The organism is Acinetobacter sp. AYS6 (assembly GCF_025630795.1).
Classification (GTDB): domain Bacteria; phylum Pseudomonadota; class Gammaproteobacteria; order Pseudomonadales; family Moraxellaceae; genus Acinetobacter.
On the sequence record NZ_JAOTNV010000007.1, the window covers coordinates 184,419 to 207,375 of the forward strand.

At 39.5% G+C, this 22,957-nt stretch carries 16 protein-coding genes, 4 tRNA genes and 1 pseudogene; 12 read left to right on the forward strand and 9 right to left on the reverse strand.

Annotated features, from left to right (window positions below; translation table 11 throughout):
* Positions 1–347: 347 nt before the first annotated feature.
* From OD757_RS11465 to OD757_RS11500, 8 genes and pseudogenes are all read left to right on the forward strand, one after another.
* Positions 348–647: a hypothetical protein gene (locus OD757_RS11465; RefSeq protein ID WP_009392034.1), complete on the forward strand. Its 300-nt coding sequence runs from the start codon at positions 348–350 to the stop codon at positions 645–647.
* A 116-nt stretch (positions 648–763) separates the two neighbouring features.
* Entirely contained in the window at positions 764–2,272 is a 1,509-nt protein-coding gene (gene gltX, locus OD757_RS11470; protein ID WP_263031947.1) for a glutamate--tRNA ligase, read from the forward strand.
* A gap of 57 nt (positions 2,273–2,329) precedes the next feature.
* Positions 2,330–2,405, forward strand: a tRNA-Ala gene (locus OD757_RS11475).
* 25 nt (positions 2,406–2,430) lie between these two features.
* Positions 2,431–2,506 (forward strand) — tRNA-Glu (locus OD757_RS11480).
* A 128-nt stretch (positions 2,507–2,634) separates the two neighbouring features.
* Positions 2,635–4,056: an amino acid permease gene (locus OD757_RS11485; protein WP_009392011.1), complete on the forward strand. Its 1,422-nt coding sequence runs from the start codon at positions 2,635–2,637 to the stop codon at positions 4,054–4,056.
* A 120-nt stretch (positions 4,057–4,176) separates the two neighbouring features.
* Positions 4,177–5,077, forward strand: a pseudogene (locus OD757_RS11490) (hypothetical protein).
* Positions 5,078–5,198: 121 nt separating this feature from the next.
* Positions 5,199–5,274, forward strand: a tRNA-Glu gene (locus OD757_RS11495).
* A gap of 29 nt (positions 5,275–5,303) precedes the next feature.
* Positions 5,304–5,379 (forward strand) — tRNA-Glu (locus tag OD757_RS11500).
* Positions 5,380–5,469: 90 nt separating this feature from the next.
* Here the strand turns inward: OD757_RS11500 and OD757_RS11505 are convergent.
* On the reverse strand, positions 5,470–6,417 hold the full coding sequence (locus tag OD757_RS11505; protein ID WP_263031949.1) for a hypothetical protein: 948 nt from the start codon (positions 6,415–6,417) through the stop codon (positions 5,470–5,472).
* Positions 6,418–6,692: 275 nt separating this feature from the next.
* Between OD757_RS11505 and OD757_RS11510 the strand changes: the two genes are divergently transcribed.
* Positions 6,693–7,031, forward strand: coding sequence for a hypothetical protein (locus OD757_RS11510; RefSeq protein ID WP_009391948.1), 339 nt, complete (start codon positions 6,693–6,695; stop codon positions 7,029–7,031).
* Between the two features lie 18 nt (positions 7,032–7,049).
* Here OD757_RS11510 and OD757_RS11515 read toward each other — a convergent pair whose 3' ends face one another.
* The 5 genes from OD757_RS11515 to OD757_RS11535 form a co-directional block, all read right to left on the reverse strand.
* Positions 7,050–8,006, reverse strand: a complete 957-nt coding sequence (locus OD757_RS11515) for a cation diffusion facilitator family transporter (protein ID WP_263031950.1) — start codon at positions 8,004–8,006, stop codon at positions 7,050–7,052.
* A 131-nt stretch (positions 8,007–8,137) separates the two neighbouring features.
* Positions 8,138–11,296 (reverse strand): efflux RND transporter permease subunit, encoded by a 3,159-nt coding sequence (locus OD757_RS11520; RefSeq protein ID WP_263031951.1) that lies wholly within the window; start codon positions 11,294–11,296, stop codon positions 8,138–8,140.
* Positions 11,286–12,503 carry an efflux RND transporter periplasmic adaptor subunit gene (locus tag OD757_RS11525; RefSeq protein WP_263031952.1) on the reverse strand — a complete coding sequence of 406 codons (1,218 nt, stop codon included), beginning with the start codon at positions 12,501–12,503 and terminating at the stop codon, positions 11,286–11,288. The genes OD757_RS11520 and OD757_RS11525 overlap by 11 nt, the downstream gene beginning before the upstream one ends.
* Before the next feature lie 2 nt (positions 12,504–12,505).
* Positions 12,506–13,921, reverse strand: coding sequence for a TolC family protein (locus OD757_RS11530; RefSeq protein ID WP_263031953.1), 1,416 nt, complete (start codon positions 13,919–13,921; stop codon positions 12,506–12,508).
* A 54-nt stretch (positions 13,922–13,975) separates the two neighbouring features.
* Positions 13,976–14,377, reverse strand: coding sequence for a cation efflux protein, CzcI-like (locus OD757_RS11535; protein WP_263031954.1), 402 nt, complete (start codon positions 14,375–14,377; stop codon positions 13,976–13,978).
* 157 nt (positions 14,378–14,534) lie between these two features.
* Between OD757_RS11535 and OD757_RS11540 the strand changes: the two genes are divergently transcribed.
* Positions 14,535–15,227 (forward strand): hypothetical protein, encoded by a 693-nt coding sequence (locus OD757_RS11540; RefSeq protein WP_263031955.1) that lies wholly within the window; start codon positions 14,535–14,537, stop codon positions 15,225–15,227.
* 101 nt (positions 15,228–15,328) lie between these two features.
* Here OD757_RS11540 and OD757_RS11545 read toward each other — a convergent pair whose 3' ends face one another.
* Together OD757_RS11545 and ettA are read right to left on the reverse strand one after the other, a co-directional pair.
* Positions 15,329–15,922, reverse strand: coding sequence for a hypothetical protein (locus tag OD757_RS11545; RefSeq protein WP_263031956.1), 594 nt, complete (start codon positions 15,920–15,922; stop codon positions 15,329–15,331).
* Between the two features lie 180 nt (positions 15,923–16,102).
* Complete coding sequence (ettA, locus tag OD757_RS11550; RefSeq protein ID WP_009392033.1) at positions 16,103–17,764, reverse strand: energy-dependent translational throttle protein EttA; 1,662 nt, start codon at positions 17,762–17,764, stop codon at positions 16,103–16,105.
* A 295-nt stretch (positions 17,765–18,059) separates the two neighbouring features.
* On the opposite strand from ettA, the gene OD757_RS11555 reads away from it, so the two are divergent.
* Positions 18,060–19,337 (forward strand): O-acetylhomoserine aminocarboxypropyltransferase/cysteine synthase family protein, encoded by a 1,278-nt coding sequence (locus OD757_RS11555; protein WP_263031957.1) that lies wholly within the window; start codon positions 18,060–18,062, stop codon positions 19,335–19,337.
* A gap of 274 nt (positions 19,338–19,611) precedes the next feature.
* Entirely contained in the window at positions 19,612–20,502 is an 891-nt protein-coding gene (locus OD757_RS11560) for an SDR family NAD(P)-dependent oxidoreductase (RefSeq protein ID WP_005300894.1), read from the forward strand.
* Between the two features lie 69 nt (positions 20,503–20,571).
* Here the strand turns inward: OD757_RS11560 and OD757_RS11565 are convergent, their stop codons facing one another.
* Positions 20,572–22,758, reverse strand: coding sequence for a solute carrier family 23 protein (locus OD757_RS11565; RefSeq protein ID WP_009391959.1), 2,187 nt, complete (start codon positions 22,756–22,758; stop codon positions 20,572–20,574).
* Positions 22,759–22,957 lie beyond the last annotated feature (199 nt).

Genomic DNA, 22,957 nt, shown 5'->3' on the forward strand with positions numbered 1-22,957 from the left:
TACAATCAATTACTTATATTAATATATTTTTTGTTAATCTCTTTAAAAGATATAGATTAAGATGTCTAAGTTATTTCATTTTTGAAAAATTTTGTAATTATTCTTACAACTTAATGAGAGCATTCACTTTATCTACACATTAATTTGTTAAATAATGAAGCGTAAAGGAAACATATGGTCTACATTTGCGTCGACCAGATTAAAATATAGGTAAATTTTGTAAAAAGTGTGACACAGTTCCACTTTTTTATTAAGATTTATGTTTAAATCGTAGCATTACCGTAATTTTACATTTTGTTAAACTCAAAAAAAAGATGAAATGTAATGAACAGAGGGGATGATTAATAATGAAAATTCATTATGGAAAAGCGTTAAGCTTAAGTTTGGTGCTAGGTTTTGCATCACAATTTTCTGCAGCAGCAGTACTTAAAGATACTCCAAACAAAACTGGATCAGATAAGCAGACTTCGCTTATTGAAAAAGCTTTAGATCAGCAGAAACGTAATCCTATTGTATTACCTTCTACAGATGATGAGCTTAAAGTACTCAATACTATTCGTGTTACACCAACTCAAAATTTTCTTGCCGCTCAGCATGAGCGTTTTTCACGTTTTGTTCAGGCAATCTTTCAGCCGCATGCTTCTTAAAACCTGAAACATCCCCTCTTCGTTTCAGTTTTAGCCCAGTCTGATGTTAAATAAAACGTCAGAATACTGGGCTTTTTCGTTATAATAGTTTCAATTTTTATTTTGACCCATTACCTATGAAAGTTCGTACTCGTATTGCACCTTCCCCTACCGGTTTTCCTCATGTCGGCACTGCCTACATCGCTTTATTTAACATGTGTTTTGCGAAACAACATGGCGGAGAATTCATTTTAAGGATTGAAGATACAGACCAGCTTCGCTCTACACCAGAATCTGAAAAAATGATTTTAGATTCATTGCGTTGGTTAGGTCTAAATTGGTCGGAAGGTCCAGATGTAGGTGGCCCTCATGCACCGTATCGCCAATCTGAACGTATGGGAATTTATAAGCAATACGCATTAGAACTTGTTGAAAAAGGTCATGCTTTTTACTGTTTCGCTACAGCCGAAGAACTAGACCAGATGCGTGCAGAACAACAAGCACGTGGTGAAACACCAAAATATGACGGTCGTGGATTGAAGCTTTCTCAAGAAGAAGTAGCACGTCGCTTAGAAGCTGGTGAACCCCACGTCATCCGTATGAAAGTACCTGAAGAAGGTATTTGTAAATTTAATGACCTATTACGCGGGGAAGTTGAAATTCCTTGGGCACAAGTCGACATGCAAGTTCTTCTTAAAAATGATGGGTTACCGACTTATCATTTAGCGAATGTGGTTGATGACCATTTAATGGAAATCACTCATGTATTACGTGGTGAAGAATGGCTTCCATCGGCACCGAAGCATCAGTTGCTTTACCAATATTTTGGTTGGGAAATGCCAACACTCTGCCATATGCCATTGTTGCGTAACCCAGATAAATCAAAATTATCTAAACGTAAGAACCCGACATCAATTAACTATTACCGCGATATCGGCGTTTTACCAGAAGCCTTATTAAACTATTTAGGCCGTATGGGCTGGTCAATGCCAGATGAGCGTGAAGTGTTTACGCTACAAGACATGATGGATAGCTTTGATATTCAACGTGTATCACTAGGTGGCCCAATTTTTGATGTTGAAAAACTGAATTGGTTAAATAGTCAATGGATCAAAGGATTAACCCCTGGCCAATTATTAGACCGTTTATTAACATGGAAGAGTGACCGCAGCACTTTAGAAGATATTGCAGCTGCCATTCAACCACGTATTAATTTACTTTCAGAAGCCGTGAATTGGGCTGGTTTCTATTTTAACCATATGCCCCAAATTACTGCTGAAATGTTTGAAAGCAAAAAATTGACTCAAGAGCAAGTCCGTCAAAGTCTGCAATTTGCAATTTGGCGTCTTGAAGGTCAGTTTACTTGGAATAACGACACTGTTAGCCAAACTCTAATGGATCTTGCGAACCAGATGGAGATTAAATTACGCGATTTCATGCCAGCGTTCTTTATCGCAATTGCAGGTTCAACTAGTTCAACCCCTGTAATGCAGTCGATGGTTACCCTTGGGCCTGATTTAACTTTTGCTCGTTTACGCCGTGCCTTAGAAGTTGTGGGTGGACCAAGCAAGAAAGAAGTTAAAAATTGGGAAAAACTCAATGAGAGCCTAAAATTGCCTAAAAATGAAGCAACTAGCGAAGCTTAATTCATTTTTTTGTTGACGTGTGAGCGCATCCACCCTAATATTGCGCTCACACAAACTGGGGTCATAGCTCAGTTGGTAGAGCGCTACAATGGCATTGTAGAGGTCAGCGGTTCGATCCCGCTTGACTCCACCACGCTCCTTTGTGTTTGCCTCATCAAGTCCCTATCGTCTAGAGGCCTAGGACATCGCCCTTTCACGGCGGTAACCGGGGTTCGAATCCCCGTAGGGACGCCATATTCTGCTTTTAAAATTATAAAAAGACTCTATCGTCACCTTACTGTTTATTCTTTATCTCTTTCTAGATTGCACATTTGTCTATTTTATCTAAAATAGCGTCTTTCTTAATTCTCTCAATGTGTAATATGCAGCCATCTGACAATCAACTAGATGCTCATCAGCATCAGAACAGTACTGCACCTTTAAAAAGAGCCATGAGCACTCGCCATCTTGTTATGCTATCACTAGGCGGAGCAATCGGAACTGGCTTATTTTTAGGTTCAGGGGAAGTCATTTCACAAACTGGAGCTATTGGCGCAATTATTGCGTATATTCTTGGTGGCGCGATCGCTTATATGGTCATGCTCTGCCTAGGAGAACTCGCTGTACACATGCCTGTCTCAGGTTCTTTTGGTGCCTATGCAAAAAAATATATCAGCCCTAGTACAGGCTATATGATTTCTTGGATGTACTGGCTAACCTGGACTGCAACGCTTGGAACTGAATTCACAGCCGCAGCATTACTCATGCAGGAATGGTTCCCACATATTTCAATGTGGATCTGGACAATTGTTTTTGCAATCACGATTTTTGGCTTAAATATTAGTTCAACTCGCATTTTTGCTGAGTCTGAATTTTGGCTAGCTCTTGTTAAAGTCATTACCGTTATTGCTTTTATTGTGCTTGGCCTCTTAGCAATTTTTGGTTTAATCCCTTTTCATGGTAGCCAAACTGCACCGCTATTTAGCAATCTTACCGCTCAAGGCTGGTTCCCACATGGTTTAATTCCTATTTTTACCACCATGCTGATTGTTAACTTTGCTTTCTCAGGCACTGAATTAATTGGTGTAGCAGCAGGTGAAACCAAAGATCCGGCCCAAAATGTTCCAAAAGCAATTAATGCTGCAATCTGGCGCCTACTTATTTTCTTTGTGGGTACCATTATTGTTATTAGCGCTTTACTGCCATTCCAACTTGCAGGTTTAGGCGGTGAAAGCGTAAGTAGTAGCCCTTTCGTTACCGTATTTAATTATATTGGCATTCCATATGCGGATGACATTATTCGGTTTGTAATTATTACGGCTTTACTTTCAGCAGCAAACTCAGGACTTTATGCCGCTTCACGTATGATGTGGTCATTGTCAGAGCAAAAATTATTACCTAGTGTATTTGCTACGCTTTCAAAAAGTGGAACACCGATTGTTGCTCTAGTGGTAACAATGTTTGGAGCGATTCCAGGCTTGTTATCAGAGCAATTTGCACCAGAGACTATTTTTAAAAATCTGCTTGGCGTTGCAGCATTTACCATGGTTATTGTCTGGATGAGCATTTGTTTAAGTCAATTTAATTTCCGTCGCCAATGGTACAAATCTGGCCATACAGTTAAAGACTTACAATATGCAGCTCCTTTATTTCCTATTGTGCCGATTTTAGGTTTCGTTTTCTGTTTTATTACTTGTTTAAGTATGGCAGCAGACCCTGAAATGCGCGCTGGTTTTATAGGCTGTCTTATTTTTACAGCTTTATGTTATGTCAGCTATTTTATTTTTTATCGCAACAAGGCTTAAATCTCTTGGTGTGAAATCAAAGTGTAGCAAAAAGCTACACTTTTTTTTGTCTACATACTGGTTTTATATAACGTACCGTTGTAGATTAAAATTTATATTAAAAACAATTCCTTGTATAGAATGAAAATTATATTTATCCACGGGATGAATCAACAGAATTACACAGCGCATCGCTTGAAAGAGCATTGGTTAAAAGTATTTAAGCTCGGTCTAAAACAGATGCCTTGCAAAATTAATGTGCGTGATCTTCATATTCATATGCCATTTTATGGCGATCTGATGACTAAATATCAGTTAAGCAATCAACTAGACCTTAACACTTTATTACCTAAATCATTTTTAAATAATTATTTACCCATTCACTTCCATCATAATAATCCTCCAACTAAAGAACACACGCCATTTGTCCCATTATTACCCCTAGCAACCGCCCCAGCTGAAAAAAGCTTTTCAGAACGACTTTATCTCACTTCTCAGCTCGTAAAAGATCGGGTACTTAAAGAGTTAGTTGTTCTTTTAAATAACTTTCCTAAATTGCATGAAAGCTTGATACAGCAGTTTCTGATTGAAACCTATATGTACTTATCTAATCCTGAATTTATGCAAGAAGTGAATGAACGGATTTTAAAGAAAATGCGAGAAGAGGAAGATTATATTGTCGTTGCACACTCTCTCGGTTCAGTGATTGCTTTTAACCTATTTTCAAACCCATCACATCGTTTTTCAATTAAAAGGTTTATAACTTTAGCTTCTCCTTTATCTTTTCGGGTTATTCAAAGTAAGCTGCCCAGCCCTATTGTCAGGCCACCATGTATTCACGGCGAATGGTTTAATTTTTACTCTCAAGATGATTTTTTGACTGCATTTCCATTATGTGAAGCTCCATTTAACTTTGATCCCCCTATTATTAATCAGAAAATTTTCACCTTCGCCAATCAGCCACACGAGATTTTAGGATATTTACAACATCCCTCCGTTATAAAGGCAATTATTGAGCCTTTCCAAGAAAAATGAGGGATAAATGTATATATTTTCTACAATATGAGTTATTTTTAAGCACTTGACTGTTTTTTTTAATATTTCTTCAGAAAACTATTTGACACTTTTATTAAATCGCCCTAATATACGCCCACCTCTGAAACGTCCCTATCGTCTAGAGGCCTAGGACATCGCCCTTTCACGGCGGTAACCGGGGTTCGAATCCCCGTAGGGACGCCAGTAATTTTTCAGATGTATGCCTCACATATGTCCCTATCGTCTAGAGGCCTAGGACATCGCCCTTTCACGGCGGTAACCGGGGTTCGAATCCCCGTAGGGACGCCAAATTCTAAAAAGCCACTGCATAATGTCAGTGGCTTTTTTCTTGCCTAAAAAATGAAAAGCCAATCAATGACTCGCTTTTCCTACGCTAAATTAACTTGCAATTCCCACTTGTACTTCAAGACGACCCGACTGTACTCGTAGTCCTCTAATTTCAAATTGATCTACCAATTGCTGAACCAGCTCTCGGCTTTCTCTCAAAATATTTAAACCAGGTAAAATACTAAAATCTGTCAGACTCAAAAGCTTTTCAACCATCCATGAACGGTTATTAATAAAGTCAATAAACCCTGCTTGCTCTAGGTCAATAAACCACATACGGTGGCCATCACGTTGAATGCCGGGAATATCCCCAATCAAATGATTAATGAGTGATGGAATGGGCAACATATTTACGACTTCAAAGCCAACTCGACCAATACGGCGAACAGCCCAATTTGACAGCGTTCCCCCGTGACGAATCTGTACATCGAGACTCTCATCCATTTGACGTAGGCGCAAAAATTTTTCCTGCCCAATACGACATTCCAATACTTTAAAATCTAAACTTAAACGGTACATGAAACGATGATAATGCCCATCGATCTCGACTTGGAAACTATCATTCCCGCACTTAATTTTAATATCATCAATTTCAGAGCGATCAATACGCTTACGGATTTGATTATTTAATAACATTTCAGGTAAATACAAAGTTAAGGTACTCTTACCTAAAAATGTACGCGCCATTATCAATGCGACTTGGCGTGCGGTTTCACTGGTTTCAGACACCATATCTCGTACAGTGCCTGCCGCCAGATTTGTCATTCCAACAACTCCACGTCTGGTGTGAGTAGTCACTTGATCAAGCGCTTCTAAAGCCGCGTCAGCAACCTCTGCAATATTACGTGTGGTGTCGCTAGCAAACCCAACTGCATCTTGGGCATGTTGCAATGTCTTATGCAGTAATCGACGAGATAATGACGGTTTTGCGGTATCTGGGGTGGCTACAACTGATGGTGTTGTTGTAGGCTTCGACTCATTGTCATCTTGTTGACCCAAGTCCTTCTCTCCTTTTTATATTTATTCCACGTCCTATTTACGAGTATTTAAGCTCATTTATAGTGCTAATCACACTTCATTTTTCTGTAGATTAGCATGCTCTACAATATTATTTTAATTTTTATGTGTACGGATAAATCATCAGTTTTTTATATTCCTTTGTTTATTCATAAGTAATTTTTTTGCTAACTCATAGCACTTCATCGATACCTTACAAATTTTTTTCTTTTCCGACATTTCCGTTAGAATAGATTCAAACTAAATGTGGAGTTCTCATGCAATATCGTTGCCCTCAATGTCAAAGTGTTAAAATTATGCCTGTAAGCCAAGGCATTAACAGTGTAAAACCAGCAGTTCCTAAAAGCCTTGCGATCTTAATTCCTGCACTTTTTATGCTTTTACTCTTGGTTGTGATTAGCATTTTTATGTGGATTTTTGGCAATGGTGCAGGTAGCACTCTTCAAATTGCAACAGTAGTTGTTTTTGTTGTGACTGTAGGGGCAGGTTTTATGTTCTGGCGTGATTTGCCGGACTTTAAATTATCTATGCAAGCGTTTATGCAGTCACAAAAACACTGGAAATGTCGTGACTGCAATCACGAATGGGAAATTTAAAAAAGTATTCACATCAGCTTAATGCTGATGTGAATGTTCTTTGTCATTATCGTCATGCTCGTGTGAAGCATCTTGAGCAATATGCTGACAATTGATCTCGGCATCGTCTTCAATTTGCAATGTCACTTCGCCAATACCATGTTCATGAGAAAGCATTTCAACAGCATCTTGATAGAGCTTGGTCCGATCAGCTTGTGGCGCAAACAAGTGCACCGTTAAATGGATATTTTTAGAAGTAATCGCCCATACTTTAAGTTGATGAATACTCTCTACACCATTCAAAGAAAGCAAATCTGCACGTAACTTTTCAATATCTACTTCTTCTGGTACGCCTTCGAGCAAAATATTAATACTCTGTTTAAGCAAAATCCATGTACGCGGTAACACCCAAAAGCCAATGAGTACCGCAATAAGCGTGTCAATCCAGTACCAGTTGGTGAAGTAAATGATAAGTGCTCCGATAATAACGCCTACCGAACCCAGTGCATCACTTAATACTTCTAAATAAGCGCCTTTCACATTTAGACTGTTATTGGCACTCGACATTAGAATTTTCATTGAGATGAGGTTAATCACTAAACCAATGGTCGCCACAATGAGCATACCCACGCTTTGAATTTCAGGTGGCTTAGAGAAGCGGATATAGGCCTCATATAAAATATAAACCGCCACCACAAACAGCATGAGCGCATTAAATAAAGCGGCCAGAATTTCAAAGCGCTGATAGCCAAAAGTACGTTTATTATCGGCGGGACGCTTTGAAATTTGAATAGCAACCAAAGCAATTGCCAAAGCAGCTGCATCTGTAAACATATGCGCAGCGTCAGAGAGCAATGCCAAACTTTGCGTGATTAAACCTGCAATAACTTCAACAATTAAAAATGTTGTAGTAAGTGCCAAAGCAATCGTTAATTTCTTAGCATTACCTTCAGTCACTACAGCATGACTATGATCATGACCATGATGTCCACCCATTTTGCGGACTCCTTTTTATTTATCTTTATGATGAGTTAAAAGTAACGATGAAGACACATTACTTTTAACTCCTACAAACACTTTTTCGACTTAAATTCTGTAATCAAAAAAGATATCTCAAATCGACGACACTATGAATGCTCAACGCCTTTCGTCTTGCCTTCATTCATCCATCGATAAATGACCGGTAATAAAACCAGCGTTAATATCGTAGATGAAATAATGCCACCAATAACAACAGTTGCCAAAGGCCGCTGAACCTCGGCACCCGTTCCAGTTGCCAAAGCCATTGGAATAAAACCAAGCGAGGCAACACAAGCGGTCATGAGTACGGGTCTCAAGCGTAAGATCGCCCCGTTCCATGTTGCAGTTTGAATATCAAATTTTTCTCTAAGCTCTTTAATAAAGCTCAGCATCACCAGACCATTCAAAACTGCAACACCTGATAAGGCAATAAAACCCACACCTGCCGACATAGACAGTGGAATATCTCTTAGCCAAAGGGCAATAAGACCACCCGACAAAGCAAATGGCACACCACTAAAGACCAACAGGCTTTCTTTAACATTATGGAATACAGCCATGAGTAGAATGAAAATCATAGCAAGCGCCAATGGCACAACAATTTTCATTCGGGCAGCAGCTGAGGCTAGATTTTCAAACTGACCGCCATATTCCAACCAATAACCCGCTGGCAGTTGTTCTTTTGCGAGTGTTGTTCTTAATTCTTGAACAAATGATCCTAAGTCACGGCCTTCTACGTTTGCAGTAATAATGACACGGCGCTTACCATTTTCACGTCCCACCTGATTTAAACCTGAGGTACGTTCAACTTTAGCAACATCTTGAAGCTGGATCAGTCCACCATTTGGTAGCTGAATCGGAAGTTGGGCTAAGTTTTGGATGGTACGCTGCTGGTCTTCTAGGCGAATTTCAAAATCAAATCGTCTATCGCCTTGTAAAATCTGCCCAACATTTTGTCCACCTACACTTGCCGCCACAATATCTTGAATAGCTTTTGCAGATAATCCGTATTGCGCAGCCAGAGGTCGGTTAATTTCGACACTCAGCACCGGTAAACCGCTCGTTTGTTCTACCTTAACAGCGGTAGCGCCTGAAATTTTTTGTACTTTCTGAGCGAGTGCTTGAGCCTGCTCGTTGAGTACTTGCATATCATCGCCAAAAACCTTGACACCAATATCACTCCGGATCCCTGAAATTAGCTCATTAAAGCGCAGCTCGATCGGTTGAGAGAACTCACTGTTATTACCGGGTAATGTCGCTAAAAAAGCTTCCATACGTGAACGCAGCTCAGCTAGCGTCTCTTTAGAGTTTGGCCATTGATCATGCGGTTTAAGTAAAATAACTGCATCAGAGATATTAGGCGGCATCACATCAGTGGCAACCTCAGCCGTTCCTGTCCGAGCAAAAACAGCTTTTACCTCGGGAAAGTTTTTCAAAATGAGTTTTTCAGTATTTTCCTGCATTCGCAGTGATTGCTCGAGCCCAGTACTCGGTGAACGCATTTGCTGCAAGGCAAAATCACCTTCGCTGAGTTGTGGAGCAAATTCACTACCCATTTGGGTAGCTAACACGCCTGTGAGCACTAAAATACTTAATGCAAAGCTAACAATCACTATCTTAAGCTGATAAGCCTGATCAAGGATATCTCGGTATTTCTGCTTTAAAAGAAGCATCCAACGTGTTTCTTTTTCTTTCACTTCACCCGTAACAAAAAGAGCAACTGCCGCAGGTACAAATGTCACAGAAAGAATCATTGCACCCAATAATGCCATTACCACAGTCATAGCCATTGGATGGAACATTTTGGCTTCAACACCAGATAAAGCAAAAATAGGTAAATAGACCACCAAAATAATCATTTGCCCAAAAATAAGTGGTCGACGGGCCTGCTTTGCTGCAAGGAATACTTCTTTGAATCGCTCAGCCCGTGTAAGAGGCCGATGTAAAGCATGCTGTGCTTCTGCTAGACGTCGAATACAGTTTTCTACAATAACAACTGCACCATCTACAATAATCCCGAAATCAAGCGCTCCTAAGCTCATTAGGTTGGCACTAATGTTTTGTTCAGCCATACCTGTCAGGGTAAATAACATCGAAAGTGGAATAACGCAGGCTGTGATTAAAGCTGCTCGAAAATTTCCTAGAAAAATAAACAAAATCACAATAACCAGAATCGCCCCTTCTACAAGGTTCTTCTGCACCGTTGCAATTGCTTTATTTACCAAGCTCGTCCGGTCATAAACCGTTTCGATTTCTACGCCTTTAGGTAAAGTAGACTGAATTTCCTTAATTTTGCTATCAACCGCCTGAGCAACGGTACGGCTATTTTCCCCCATCATCATCATGGCAATACCAAGAACGGTCTCTTCACCGTTGTAAGTTGCAGCTCCTGTTCTTAAATCATGCCCAATAGAAACATTTGCTACATCGGCCACGCGAATTGGTAGCCCATTTTTGGTGCTCACAGTAATGTTTTGAATATCTTCGACACTACTTAGCATGCCTGGCACACGAACGGTAAGTTGCTCTCCGTTTTCTTCAATGAAACCTGCACCGCGATTTTCATTATTTTCTTGCAGAGCAGTTTGAAATTCATTGATTGAAATCTGAAGCTGCTGCAAACGTTTTAAATCAGGTGACACAATATAAGTTTTATTGTAGCCACCGATACTGTTAATTTCAGCCACGCCTTTCACGCGCTGCAACTGAGGACGTACAATCCAGTCCTGAATTTCACGTAAATCCATGGCTGTATAGGCCGTGCCATCTGCTTTTTTAGCACCTGATTTTGCTTTTACCACCCATTGGTAAATTTCACCTAAACCTGTAGAAACAGGAGACATCACGGGGTCGACTGATTCAGGCAGTTGCCCGTCCGCCTCTTGTAAACGCTGGTTAATCAGTTGTCTTGCCCAATAAATATCGGTTCCATCTTTAAAAATGATGGTGACTTGGGAAAGCCCATAACGTGAAATAGAGCGGGTTTGTTCCAGATTTGGAATTCCAGCCATCGCATTTTCAATAGGATAAGTAATCCGCTGTTCGACCTCTAAAGCGGTATATCCATTTGCTTGAGTATTAATCTGGACCTGAGCATTGGTAATGTCTGGAACTGCATCAATAGGAAGCTTTTGATAACTCCAGATCCCGACTCCAATCCATGTCAGTACAAATAGCATGACCCAAATGGCATTTTGGATAGCAAACTGAATAATTCTGTCAAACAGTCCCTCTGGTTTGGGCAGCTCCGGTTTATTAATGTCCATGCTCCGCCTCTCCCTTTTCCAGTTCGGATTTCAGCAAGAAGCTGCCCTCTGCAACATAGCGCTGGCTTGGATTAATACCTTTTACAACTTCGACCCATTGACCATCTTTAGAACGTTGCCCCAACTGTACCGTCACAGGTTCAAACTCAAAGCCTGTTTTGACCATTTTGGGGGTAAAGATAACGTCTTTACCTTCGACTTGTTGAATCGCTTGAGCCTTTACACGTGTCACTTTTTGTGTTGAACCTGAATTTAGCTCGACGTTAACCATCAAGTTTGGACGCAATTCACTACTATTTGCCAAGACCTTGGCACGCACTTGTAAACGACCCGTTTGAGCATCGGCCTCTGTTGTTAAGCTTTGGACTTGAGCGTTAAATTCATTCCCAGTTTGTAAAGATTTAAATTCAATCTGCTGATTTGGCTCTAAATTCAGATTTGCGGTGCTTGGTAAAATAAACTCAAGCCACAACTGATCAAGCTGATTAATAATAAAAAGCTGATCTGCTAACTGTACATTTTCACCTACCACAATATCTTTATTACTCACCACGCCAGCAATTGGCGCTATTAAGGTATAGCGTCCTCCTGAACCTAAACCCGCTCCGAATGCACTTAAGCGCGAGCGAGCCGCTTTAACTTGAATTTGGGCTTGCTGATAGGCGTTATAAGCTCGTTGATAATCTTGTTTGGCAGAAATTCCTTGAGACCATAAGCTGCGTTCACGCTCATAGTCCTGACGCGCTAAATCAAGATTAGACTGTGCAATTTGCAAATTCGCTTGTTGGTCTACCAGATCTGGAACCAATAAGCTTGCGAGAGCCTGCCCTTTTTTAACCTGTTGCCCCAATTCAACATATACCGCTTCGACACGACCACTAAAACTTGGCGAGACATGGGCTTGTCGGTCTGTATTCACAACCAGTTTTGCTGGATAAGTTTGAAGTTGAGGAACCTCACCTAGTTCAGCTTGTTCAATTTTTAAATTTTGTTCCTGCATTTGCTGAGCAGTGAGTAGCAGTGGTTTTTCACCTTCTTCATGGTGTTCTTCACCCTCTTCTTCAGCATGTCCGTGACCTTCCGATGCTTCGGAAGAATTAGATTTATTTTTTGAATTTAAAACCAGTAAACCAATTAATAGTGCAGTGATTGCAGCAATCACCCCGACCCAAAGCCATTGAGAATTTTTCTTTAAATTTGTCGACATTATTATTCTCCTGCCTGAGTTGGGAATGTTTGACTTTGTTGCCAAGCACGTTGATTGAGTTGCATTAAGGCATCTTTCGCCATGATTTGTTCTGGTTCTAACCCAAGACGTAAACTTTGAATTTCAATTGAATTTTGCCAAGCTTGTTTTAATAGCTCGACTTTACGTAAGCGTACGTCTTGCAATTGCATGGTGGCTTGCTGAACATCAGTAACGGCGAACTTACCCAAACGAAAACCTTGCAATGTTTTTTGCTGAACTTGAATAGCAAGAGGAACTTGCTGATCATTCAGTTGTTTAAACTGAATATGTAAACCTTTTAACTCTGATATTAGGGTTTCAATATCAACCTGATTTTGCTGTCGATAAAAGCTTTGCTGACGTTGAGATAGCTCTTGTTTGGCCTGAGCAATCTTGATTCCATATTGCTGGCGATTAAAAAGATTTAAAGGAATTTCCACACCTAAACGAATTTGATTATCTGTACTCTGTTCTGGAGAACGAGTGTTATTAACACCTAAAGTTACAGTAGGTTGTGGTCTTGCTTTTGCTTTAAGCTGTTGAATATTAGCTTGCTGCGCAAGAGCATCTAGCTGGAAAGAACGCTCTAATAAATTATTTTGCGCATCTTGGCTGGGTTCTACATTCGCTGCCAATGCCCATAACTGATTTGGACTTTGGAATAGCTGAAACTGACTTGAGCCACCGCCCCATAAGTTGACTAGTTGTTGCTTGGCAACTTGAAGTTTTAAATCAACTTGTTGATATAAACGCTGGTTTTCCAAGTGAGACATGCGCACTCGGTCTACATCCACTTGCGCAATACTGCCTGCCTGATAACGCTTTTCCGATGCCAACAAATTTTCTTGGCTGACTTCTAGCTGCTCTGCAATAAGAGACTTTTCAAGCTCAAGCAAAGCCACTTGTGACCAGAAATATTTAACGATTAATCCAAGTTCAGCTTGATAACGCTGCTCGGCCAAATCAATTTTCGATATTTCCACTTTTGCTAAGTTTTGCGCAGCCTTACGCTGGCCAAAAATATCCAAAGGCTGAGAAATTCCAATTGCGAGTTCTTTTTCTTGATCACTCTGGAAGCCTGTTTGCTCAATGGAAAGACTTGGGTTGGCCCATAAACGACTTTGCTTTAAATTGGCCTCAGCCATTTGTTGCTGTGCTTGCCAAACACCTTGCTGACTTTGATATTTTTGTACCTGCTCTAAGGCTTGCTCAAAAGTAAACGCTGCTTTTTGAATATAACGTTCTTGTTGAATCTCAGACTGAGCCATCGCTACTTGTCCAGCCAATAGCATGGCAATAGATAGACTTGATAATGTTAAAACTTTTTTTAACGTTATCTTAACGTTACTCTCTAAGTGAGAAGTAGAACTCACTCGAGTTGAAAAAATAGAAGACATGTTTTTGCCCCGCAATAAATAAGAGATGCGGTGGGCTTATTTTGGCTACCCCACCTATAGCAGGGTTAAAACAGGAGGAGGTTTTAAAGCAGTAAGATGGGGTGACTGGTAAGAATTAGACCAGTGATAAATTTGTGAGAGTTCCTGCACATGCACTACAGGCGCTTCAGCTTGCTTTGCAACTTCAGTCATCACCACGTGAAAACATGAAGGCAAGTGATCATGATGATCTTGCAAATTTAAAGGCGCTTTATGCGAGGTGTTTCCGGCATCGTTGTTTTGTTCATGATGAGCTTGATGTGACGGTTGATATACATTCAAAGCTGCATGATGCCCAAAATGATGCAATGCTTTTTCCTGATTTTCATGCGCGCAAAATGCTGCCGCCACATTCCATAAACTCTGGAATATGAGCAAACTAAACAAGATGGACATAAAAATTGCGGAACGTGGCAAAAGCACACCATTAAACTAAAAAGTTGAACAAAGCCACTATAACAGGCTCTAGGCATGTAATAAAATTACAAAACCTCGATTCACAAATCCTCACCTTTTAATTTAGAACTTATCTCACGTTAGACGAGACAAAAATAATTTCTTTTGAGTAATCATTATGTACAAGCTTTTTACCGCATCTATATTAACAATTGGCCTCGGCTTAACTGGCTGCGCAACGAGTATGTTGTCCACCGCTTTACCAAATGAAACCACCGAAGTTAAAACCACTGTTTTAAAAACCGATCAAATTATTGCCTTGGGTCAAGCAGTCCAAGATCAGCAGGAATATGGTTTCATATTTGTCGGTAAAGACTATAACTATTTGATGACGGAGGGCAGCTCAAACCTTCTAAATATTATTAAAAGCATTCCTGCAGAACAAAGAACGTTAAAAACCCCCTCACCTCTTGTACTTGAGATGGATGATTCCACTCATTTCCATGGGGAAATAACGATTCGTTATAATATTCCTACGTCCAAAATGGATGAGAAGCAAAAGGAACTTTTAAAAACATTAGGTTTTAAAAATCAATTCATGGCGATGGAAAATCAACAACAAGTTTTTTACCCTTTCACCATCATCCGCTTTAAAGGAAAGATTTATCAAAAAGTAGAGAAACAAAAGATTCAACAGCAACTCTCAGCCCCTTACTCAATCGTCTTACAACAAAAAGATGAAATAACAAAGAAACATCCGTTTAAACGTGTAACACGTATGGCTTTGTATCCTTTAGCAATGACCTTTGATGTTATTACAGTAGCCCCATCATTAATTTGGTCTGACCTACACGGCGACTTTACTAAATAACACCTATAAAAGGCATAAAACAAAAAACCAGCCCTTAGGCTGGTTTTTTTTAAATTAACTGGCAATGTCACACAAATAGTTTGTGTACTTAAACTAGATTTTTATTGCTGTTTTTGTAAGTCAGAAGAAAAACGAATCACAACATCATCAATAACTTTATTAAATGCTTCGTTGATCGACATTGGTTGCACATTTTCAATAGGCGCTTTTTTATTTCCAACGGTTGTTAAAATCATGTGCGGGTAACGCTCAGATGTTTCTTTACCTTGAACATCAACATAATTAAATTTAAACTCATATTTATCAGCAATCGCATTACCAACAGCACCAAAAGTCAAACCAGTTAAAACCCCTTTGCCTGCAGCCTCACCTAAATCAGCCACATTATTCGCGGTTAAATGTAATTTTGCCTGCTTCTCACCATTCGATTGGACTGTTGGAGAAAATACGCCTGTTGCTCTTAGACTACGCTCAACTGCTGATTGTAATTCTTTACCAGCTTTTGGAACAACCGCTCCATTTCGCTGAAATTCAGTAGTTAAAACTACTGGAATAGGTTGAGCCGGTTTTTTAATATCCGAATAGGTAACAGACTTATAAGCAGGATCAACATAAGATTTTACTGAAAGGCATCCAGTAAGTTGTGTAGCAACAGCTACCCCTAAAGCAATAGTATAAAGTTTAAATTTTTTCATGATTTTCCAGAAAGGTTTATTTACCTTTTAATAAATTAAGCCGTAATATTAATATTAATAAATCAAAAATATAAGTATAAATTCAATAACTTTATAGAATTTTAATTTCTTCTTTCTTAATATTTTTTGATAGAAAATAAAAAACCAGCCCTTAGGCTGGTTTTTTTCAATTAGCAGAAATTACCCGCTAATTTTTTTGTATTTCGTACGCTTTTGAACAGCATCGTCACCTAAACGTGACTGACGATATGCTTCGTATTCTGCATAGTTACCTGCGTAGAATTCTGGCTGTTCATTTTCAAATGACAAGATATGTGTCGCAATACGGTCAAGGAACCAACGGTCATGCGATACCACCATTACCGTACCTGGGAACACAAGAATTGCATCCTCAAGCGCACGTAAAGTTTCAATATCCAAGTCGTTTGATGGCTCATCCAGTAAGATAACGTTTGCACCTAACTGTAAGATCTTCGCCAGTTGTAAACGGTTACGTTCACCACCAGACAATTCACCTACACGTTTTTGCTGATCTTGACCTTTAAAGTTAAAACGGCCGATATAAGCACGTGACGCGATTTCGTAATCACCGATTTTTAAGATATCTAAACCGCCAGAAACTTCTTCCCAAACAGTTTTATTATTATCTAGAGTGTCACGAATCTGACCAACATAAGCCACTTTAACTGACTCACCTAAGGTCACAGTACCTGTATCAGGTTGCTGTTCACCAGTCATCATACGGAATAAAGTCGTTTTACCCGCACCGTTTGGACCAACAATACCAACAATCGCTGTTGGAGGTACGGTAAACGTTAAGTTTTCGTACAACAAGCGACCGTCAAATGATTTACTGATACCTTCCACTTCCACAACTTTGTTACCCAAACGTGGACCAGGTGGAATATAGATTTCAGAAGTTTCATTACGTTGTTGGAATTCTTTAGAGTTAAGCTCTTCAAAACGTTCCATACGCGCTTTGTTTTTCTTTTGCTGGCCTTTAGCATTTGAACGAACCCATTCAAGTTCTTTTTTCAATGCTTTAGCAAAAGATTCTTCTTGTTTATTTTCCTGCTCTAAACGCGCATTCTTTTGTTCTAACCAAGAAGAATAGTTTCCTTGATAAGGAATACCCATACCACGGTCAAGTTCAAGAATCCACTCAGCCACGTTATCCAAGAAATAACGGTCATGCGTAATCGCAACGATAGTGCCTGGGAAATCTTTCAAGAAACGTTCTAACCAAGTTACAGATTCTGCATCCAAATGGTTCGTCGGTTCGTCCAGAAGTAACATATCTGGTTTAGAAAGCAATAAACGGCAAAGCGCAACACGACGACGCTCACCACCAGAAAGTAATGTTACGTCTGCATCCCAAGCTGGAAGATTCAAAGCATCCGCAGCAATTTCAAGCTGGTTGTTTAGGTTGTGTGCATCCCAAGCATGGATAATTGATTCTAATTTTTCCTGCTCTTTTGCAAGTGCATCAAAATCTGCATCTGGATCTGCATATTCTGCAAAAACCTGATCAAGACGTTCTAATGCATCTAAAGCTTCACGTACACCATCTTCAACGTTACCACGAACGTCTTTTGTCGGATCTAGCGGTGGTTCTTGCTCTAAATAGCCGATTTTAATTCCAGGTTGTGCACGAGCCTCACCAGAGAAATCTTTATCTACGCCAGCCATAATACGAAGCAGGGTAGATTTACCTGCACCGTTCAAACCGAGCACACCAATTTTGGCACCCGGGAAAAATGATAAAGAGATGTCTTTTAAGATTTCGCGCTTTGGCGGAACCATCTTAGACACTCGGTTCATCGTATAAATATATTGGGCCACGCAGGACTCCTCAATTGAAAAACCAATACATCGCAGAAGCGATAAATAATCGCGCGTATTATACGCTGAAAACCTCATTGACTTGAAGTTATGATTTCCATCGTACGGATTTATCAAACAATTTTCTTTTTCAATAAGTTGCAAAATGTTTATGTATAAGATTTATACAGTGTTTCAGCGTATATTTTTCTATCTTTATTCCTAAAATTAGAAAACAAACCAGAATTTCTGCAATTTTCAATATGAATTTTAGGCTAGACTCGCTCAATATTTAACTCACGAAGATGAAGTAATCATGACTTATAAAGATGAAACTCTAGCAATTCATGCTGGCTATTCACCCGAAGCAACCACAAAAGCTGTTGCGGTCCCTATTTATCAAACTACTTCTTATGCATTTGATAACACACAACACGGTGCCGATCTTTTTGATTTAAAAGTTCAGGGTAATATTTATACCCGTATTATGAACCCGACCACTGCTGTACTTGAGCAACGTCTTGCTGCACTCGAAGGCGGGATTGGTGCTTTAGCTCTAGCTTCTGGAATGGCAGCAATTACTTACTCAATTCAGACGATTACCGAAGCTGGAGACAATATCGCTTCTGTTTCGACTTTATATGGCGGAACGTATAATCTATTTGCCCATACCTTACCAAAACAAGGCATTGAAGTTCGCTTTTTTGATTATCAAAAACCTGAAAGCTTACGTAATTTAATTGATGATAAAACTAAACTTGTTTTTGTTGAGTCAATTGGTAATCCGCTCGGAAATATTATCGATTTAGAAGTAATTTCAAAAATCGCACATGAATATGGAGTACCTGTCGTTGTCGATAATACGGTTGCCACCCCTGCCTTATTAAAACCTTTTGAATATGGTGCTGATATCGTTATTCATTCGCTTACTAAATATATCGGTGGACACGGTAATAGCATTGGTGGGGCAATTGTAGATAGCGGTAAATTCCCTTGGGGTAAATATCCAGAGCGTTTTAAAGTTTTGAACACGCCTGACCCAAGTTATCACGGGGTTAATTATGTCGAAGCATTAGGTGAAGCAGCCTATATTGCCCGCGCACGCGTTGTACCTTTACGTAATACAGGCGCGGCAATTAGCCCACTGAGTGTTTTCTTAATTTTACAAGGCTTAGAAACTCTAAACCTCCGCATGGAGCGCCATACTGAAAATGCTCAGAAAATTGCGGAATATTTACAGACTCATCCAAAAGTAAAATGGGTCAACTACGCAGGTTTAAAAGATCATCCACAGCACCAACTTGCTCAAAAATATGTCAAAGGTAAACCTTCTGCGATTTTGTCTTTTGGCGTGCAAGATGGTCTTGAAGGCGGTACTCGGTTCATTGATGCACTTCAGCTATTTACTCGTCTTGTGAATATTGGTGATGCAAAAAGTTTGGCATGTCATCCTGCAACGACGACTCATCGCCAGCTCAATGAACAAGAACTTAAAGCTGCTGGTGTAAGGGAAGATATGGTTCGTCTTTCAATTGGAATTGAGCATATTGATGACTTAATTGCCGATTTAGAACAAGCACTTTCAGCCGTGTAATTTTTAAACTACTTAACAAGCCTCTGGAAATAGAGGCTTTTTTCATTTTTTATTCATTCTACAACTTAAAACAATTAATGGATTAAGATACTAATTTAGAGTTTTTACTCTAAATAAATTGTTAAATTTCATATATTTACATACTAGACAATTTTTAAACATCTATTAAGATATGAGCAATATTTATGAGTTCATTTGGATGAACCTACGGTTGTAAAAAATAAAAATTACATACCGGAATAAATAGTCCCTGCCCCTACTTAGGTAAAATGCTGTGAATAAAAAATTAGAAGCTCTGTTCCAGGAAAAGGTACAAGATAAAGTCATTTTAGTGACAGGCGCCTCGAGTGGAATCGGATTAACGATTTCAAATAAGCTTGCTGATGCTGGTGCCCATGTTTTACTGGTTGCCCGCACTCAAGAAACTTTGGAAGAAGTGAAAGCAGATATTGAAAGTCGCGGCGGTAAGGCATCAATTTTTCCATGTGATCTCAACGATATGGACATGATTGATCAAGTATCTAAAGAAATTTTGGCTACTGTTGATCACATCGATATTTTAATTAATAACGCAGGCCGTTCTATTCGCCGTGCCGTACATGAGTCTTATGATCGTTTCCATGACTTTGAACGCACCATGCAATTAAATTATTTTGGCGCAGTACGTTTAGTTCTCAATATTTTGCCGCATATGATTCAGCGTAAAGACGGGCAAATCATTAATATTAGCTCGATTGGTGTTTTAGCAAATGCGACTCGCTTTTCTGCCTATGTGGCATCTAAAGCTGCTCTTGATGCATTTAGTCGCTGTCTATCGGCTGAAGTTCATGCGCATAAAATCGCGATTACTTCAATTTATATGCCGTTGGTTCGCACTCCAATGATTGCACCGACTAAAATTTATAAATATGTACCTACACTTTCACCTGAGCAGGCTGCTGACTTAATTGCTTATGCAATTGTAAAACGTCCAAAGCGTATGGCAACCAACTTAGGCCGTTTAGCATCAATGACGTATTCGGTTGCACCTGGCATTAACAATATGTTCATGTCGATTGGTTTCCGTTTATTCCCAAGTTCAGATGCAGCAAAAGGTGAAAAAACCGAGAAATTAAACTGGGCACAAAAAGCGTATGCTCGAATTTTCCCGGGCGAGCACTGGTAATTTTGAGTTAATAGCATAGTGAATAAAAAAGCGCCTTAAATAAGGCGCTTTTTTTAACTAAAGAACTGATCAATCAAGAAACTGAACGTGTCCTGTTTTTACATCGTAAATTGCACCCACAACTACGATCTCACCTCGATCAACCATATCTTTAAGCACACTGCTGTTGTTGATAATATATTGAATATTGTAGTGAACATTCATGGCAGTAACCTGACTAATAAAAGCATTACCTAATTCACGTGGCTGCATAATGTCATATACGCTATCAACCGAATGCATTAATGGGCCAAGCACATATTGAATATGTGGCATTTCTTTCACATCAGCCACTTGCTTATGCTCTAAGCGTAATTGACATGCACTCGTCACAGCACCGCAATCGGTATGCCCTAACACGACAATCACTTTAGAACCTTTAGCCTGACAAGCAAACTCAAGTGAACCTAATACTTTCTGACCAGCAATATTACCCGCGATTCGTAAGCTAAACAGATCACCAATACCCACATCAAAAATCATCTCGGTGGGTGCCCGTGAGTCCATACAACCAAGAACTGCTGCAATCGGATGCTGCCCTTCGTCTGCAGTTACACGAATTTGTCGGTAAATATCTCGTTGTAGACGTTCATTTTTTACAAAGCGTTCATTCCCTTCTTTAAGTAAGTTTACGACCTGCTGTGGACTCAACTTTTGTTGCAAATCATGTGTACTAATATCAATATCAAGTATCGCATCGTCAACATCTTGATAGTGCTGTTTGAACCCAACGAGTTTAAGGTTGACCTCACGTTTAATTGCAGTTTCATTTTGATAATCTTGAATAACTTGATAGATATCAGGATCAATCGAATCACATTGAGTCGCATCAATAATGAGTTGCTGATGTTTATGCACATGTTCCAATGCTGAAATAAGCGCAGAACGATTAAGAAAGGTCACTTGTGATGGGAGTTCAATACGAGTCACTACGCCATGTAAGCGCTTCTCTCTATAAACGCGAATACCTTTATTAAAATTACCATAGAGAATAAAAGCACTACTGGTGAATAGGCCAATTAAAATTCCCATTAAAAGATCGGTCAGCAAAATTGCAACCAAGGTAATAATAAAAGGTAAAAATTGTTTCCAGCCCTTTTGATAAAGCTGCTTAAAGAGTTTTGGATGAGTAAGTTTAAAGCCTGTCACGATGAGGATTGCAGCCAACGCAGATAGAGGAATCATGTTCATTAATGGCACGAAGAACAAAACCGCTAACAGCAACAATACACCATGAATAATGGTAGAGCATTTACTACGCGCGCCTGTATTTGCATTCACCGAACTACGCACAATCACTGAGGTCACAGGCATTCCACCAATTAAACCAGAAATAATATTACCTGTGCCTTGTGCCCAAAGTTCACGGTTAGGAGGTGAAGAACGTTTTTGAGGATCAATTTTATCTGCGGCTTCCAGATTCAATAATGTTTCTAAAGATGCCACGACAGCCAGAGTAATTGCCCCTGTGTAAATCATAGGCTCAGCTAAATAGCTAAAGTCAGGAAAAATTAATACCTCTTCGGGTGCTTGTAATATATTTGGTAATTGAATGAGATTATCAATTTGCACTGCCCATGGAGATCCCATACTTACCAAAACAAAATTTAAAACTGCTGCGAGCACAACCGCAATCAATGCCGAAGGTAAAGCTAATTTTTTGAGTGGACTACTATCCCACGCTAAAATTAGAAATAAACTGAGCAAACCAATAAGTGCAGCTCCTCCATCAAAACGTTGAAGGAAGGCATCGGGTGTTGAAGTCCAAACCTGTCTCCATGAAAAATCAGAAAGGCCAAACAGATAAGGTAATTGGGTCGCAATCAGAATGACACCAATGGCCGCGAGTAATCCTAAAATGACATTATTTGGAATAAAGTTCGCAAAAAAACCTAATTTGAATAATCCAAATAGAATTTGCAGGACACCGGCAAAAATAATACATAATAAAAAGGCGGCATAATTGCCGCCTAATTGTTCTAACTGTACAAGAATTACAGCAGTTAAGCCTGCTGCTGGACCAGCGACACTGATGTGGGAACCACTCAGTAAACCCACAATAATACCGCCTACAATACCAGCAATAATACCAGAGATAATGGGAGCTCCGGAGGCTAAAGCGATACCTAAGCACAGCGGTAATGCCACAAGAAATACGACAACTCCTGACAGGAGGTCTTTTAAATGAAATCTATTTTTCAGGTTTAAAACCGACATAAAACAACCATTTATAATAAAAAGAAATAAGCAAAGTTGTACTATTACAGCCTGAAAGAGAGAAAATGCTTCAAGGCTGGGTTGATGATGTCGGACAACTGAATATCATTAAAGTTTAGTTATGCTATAACGTTGTGTATTTAATTGTGTATTTAACAACGATTTGTTGATCTTAAGATTCACCTCATCTTTACGACTG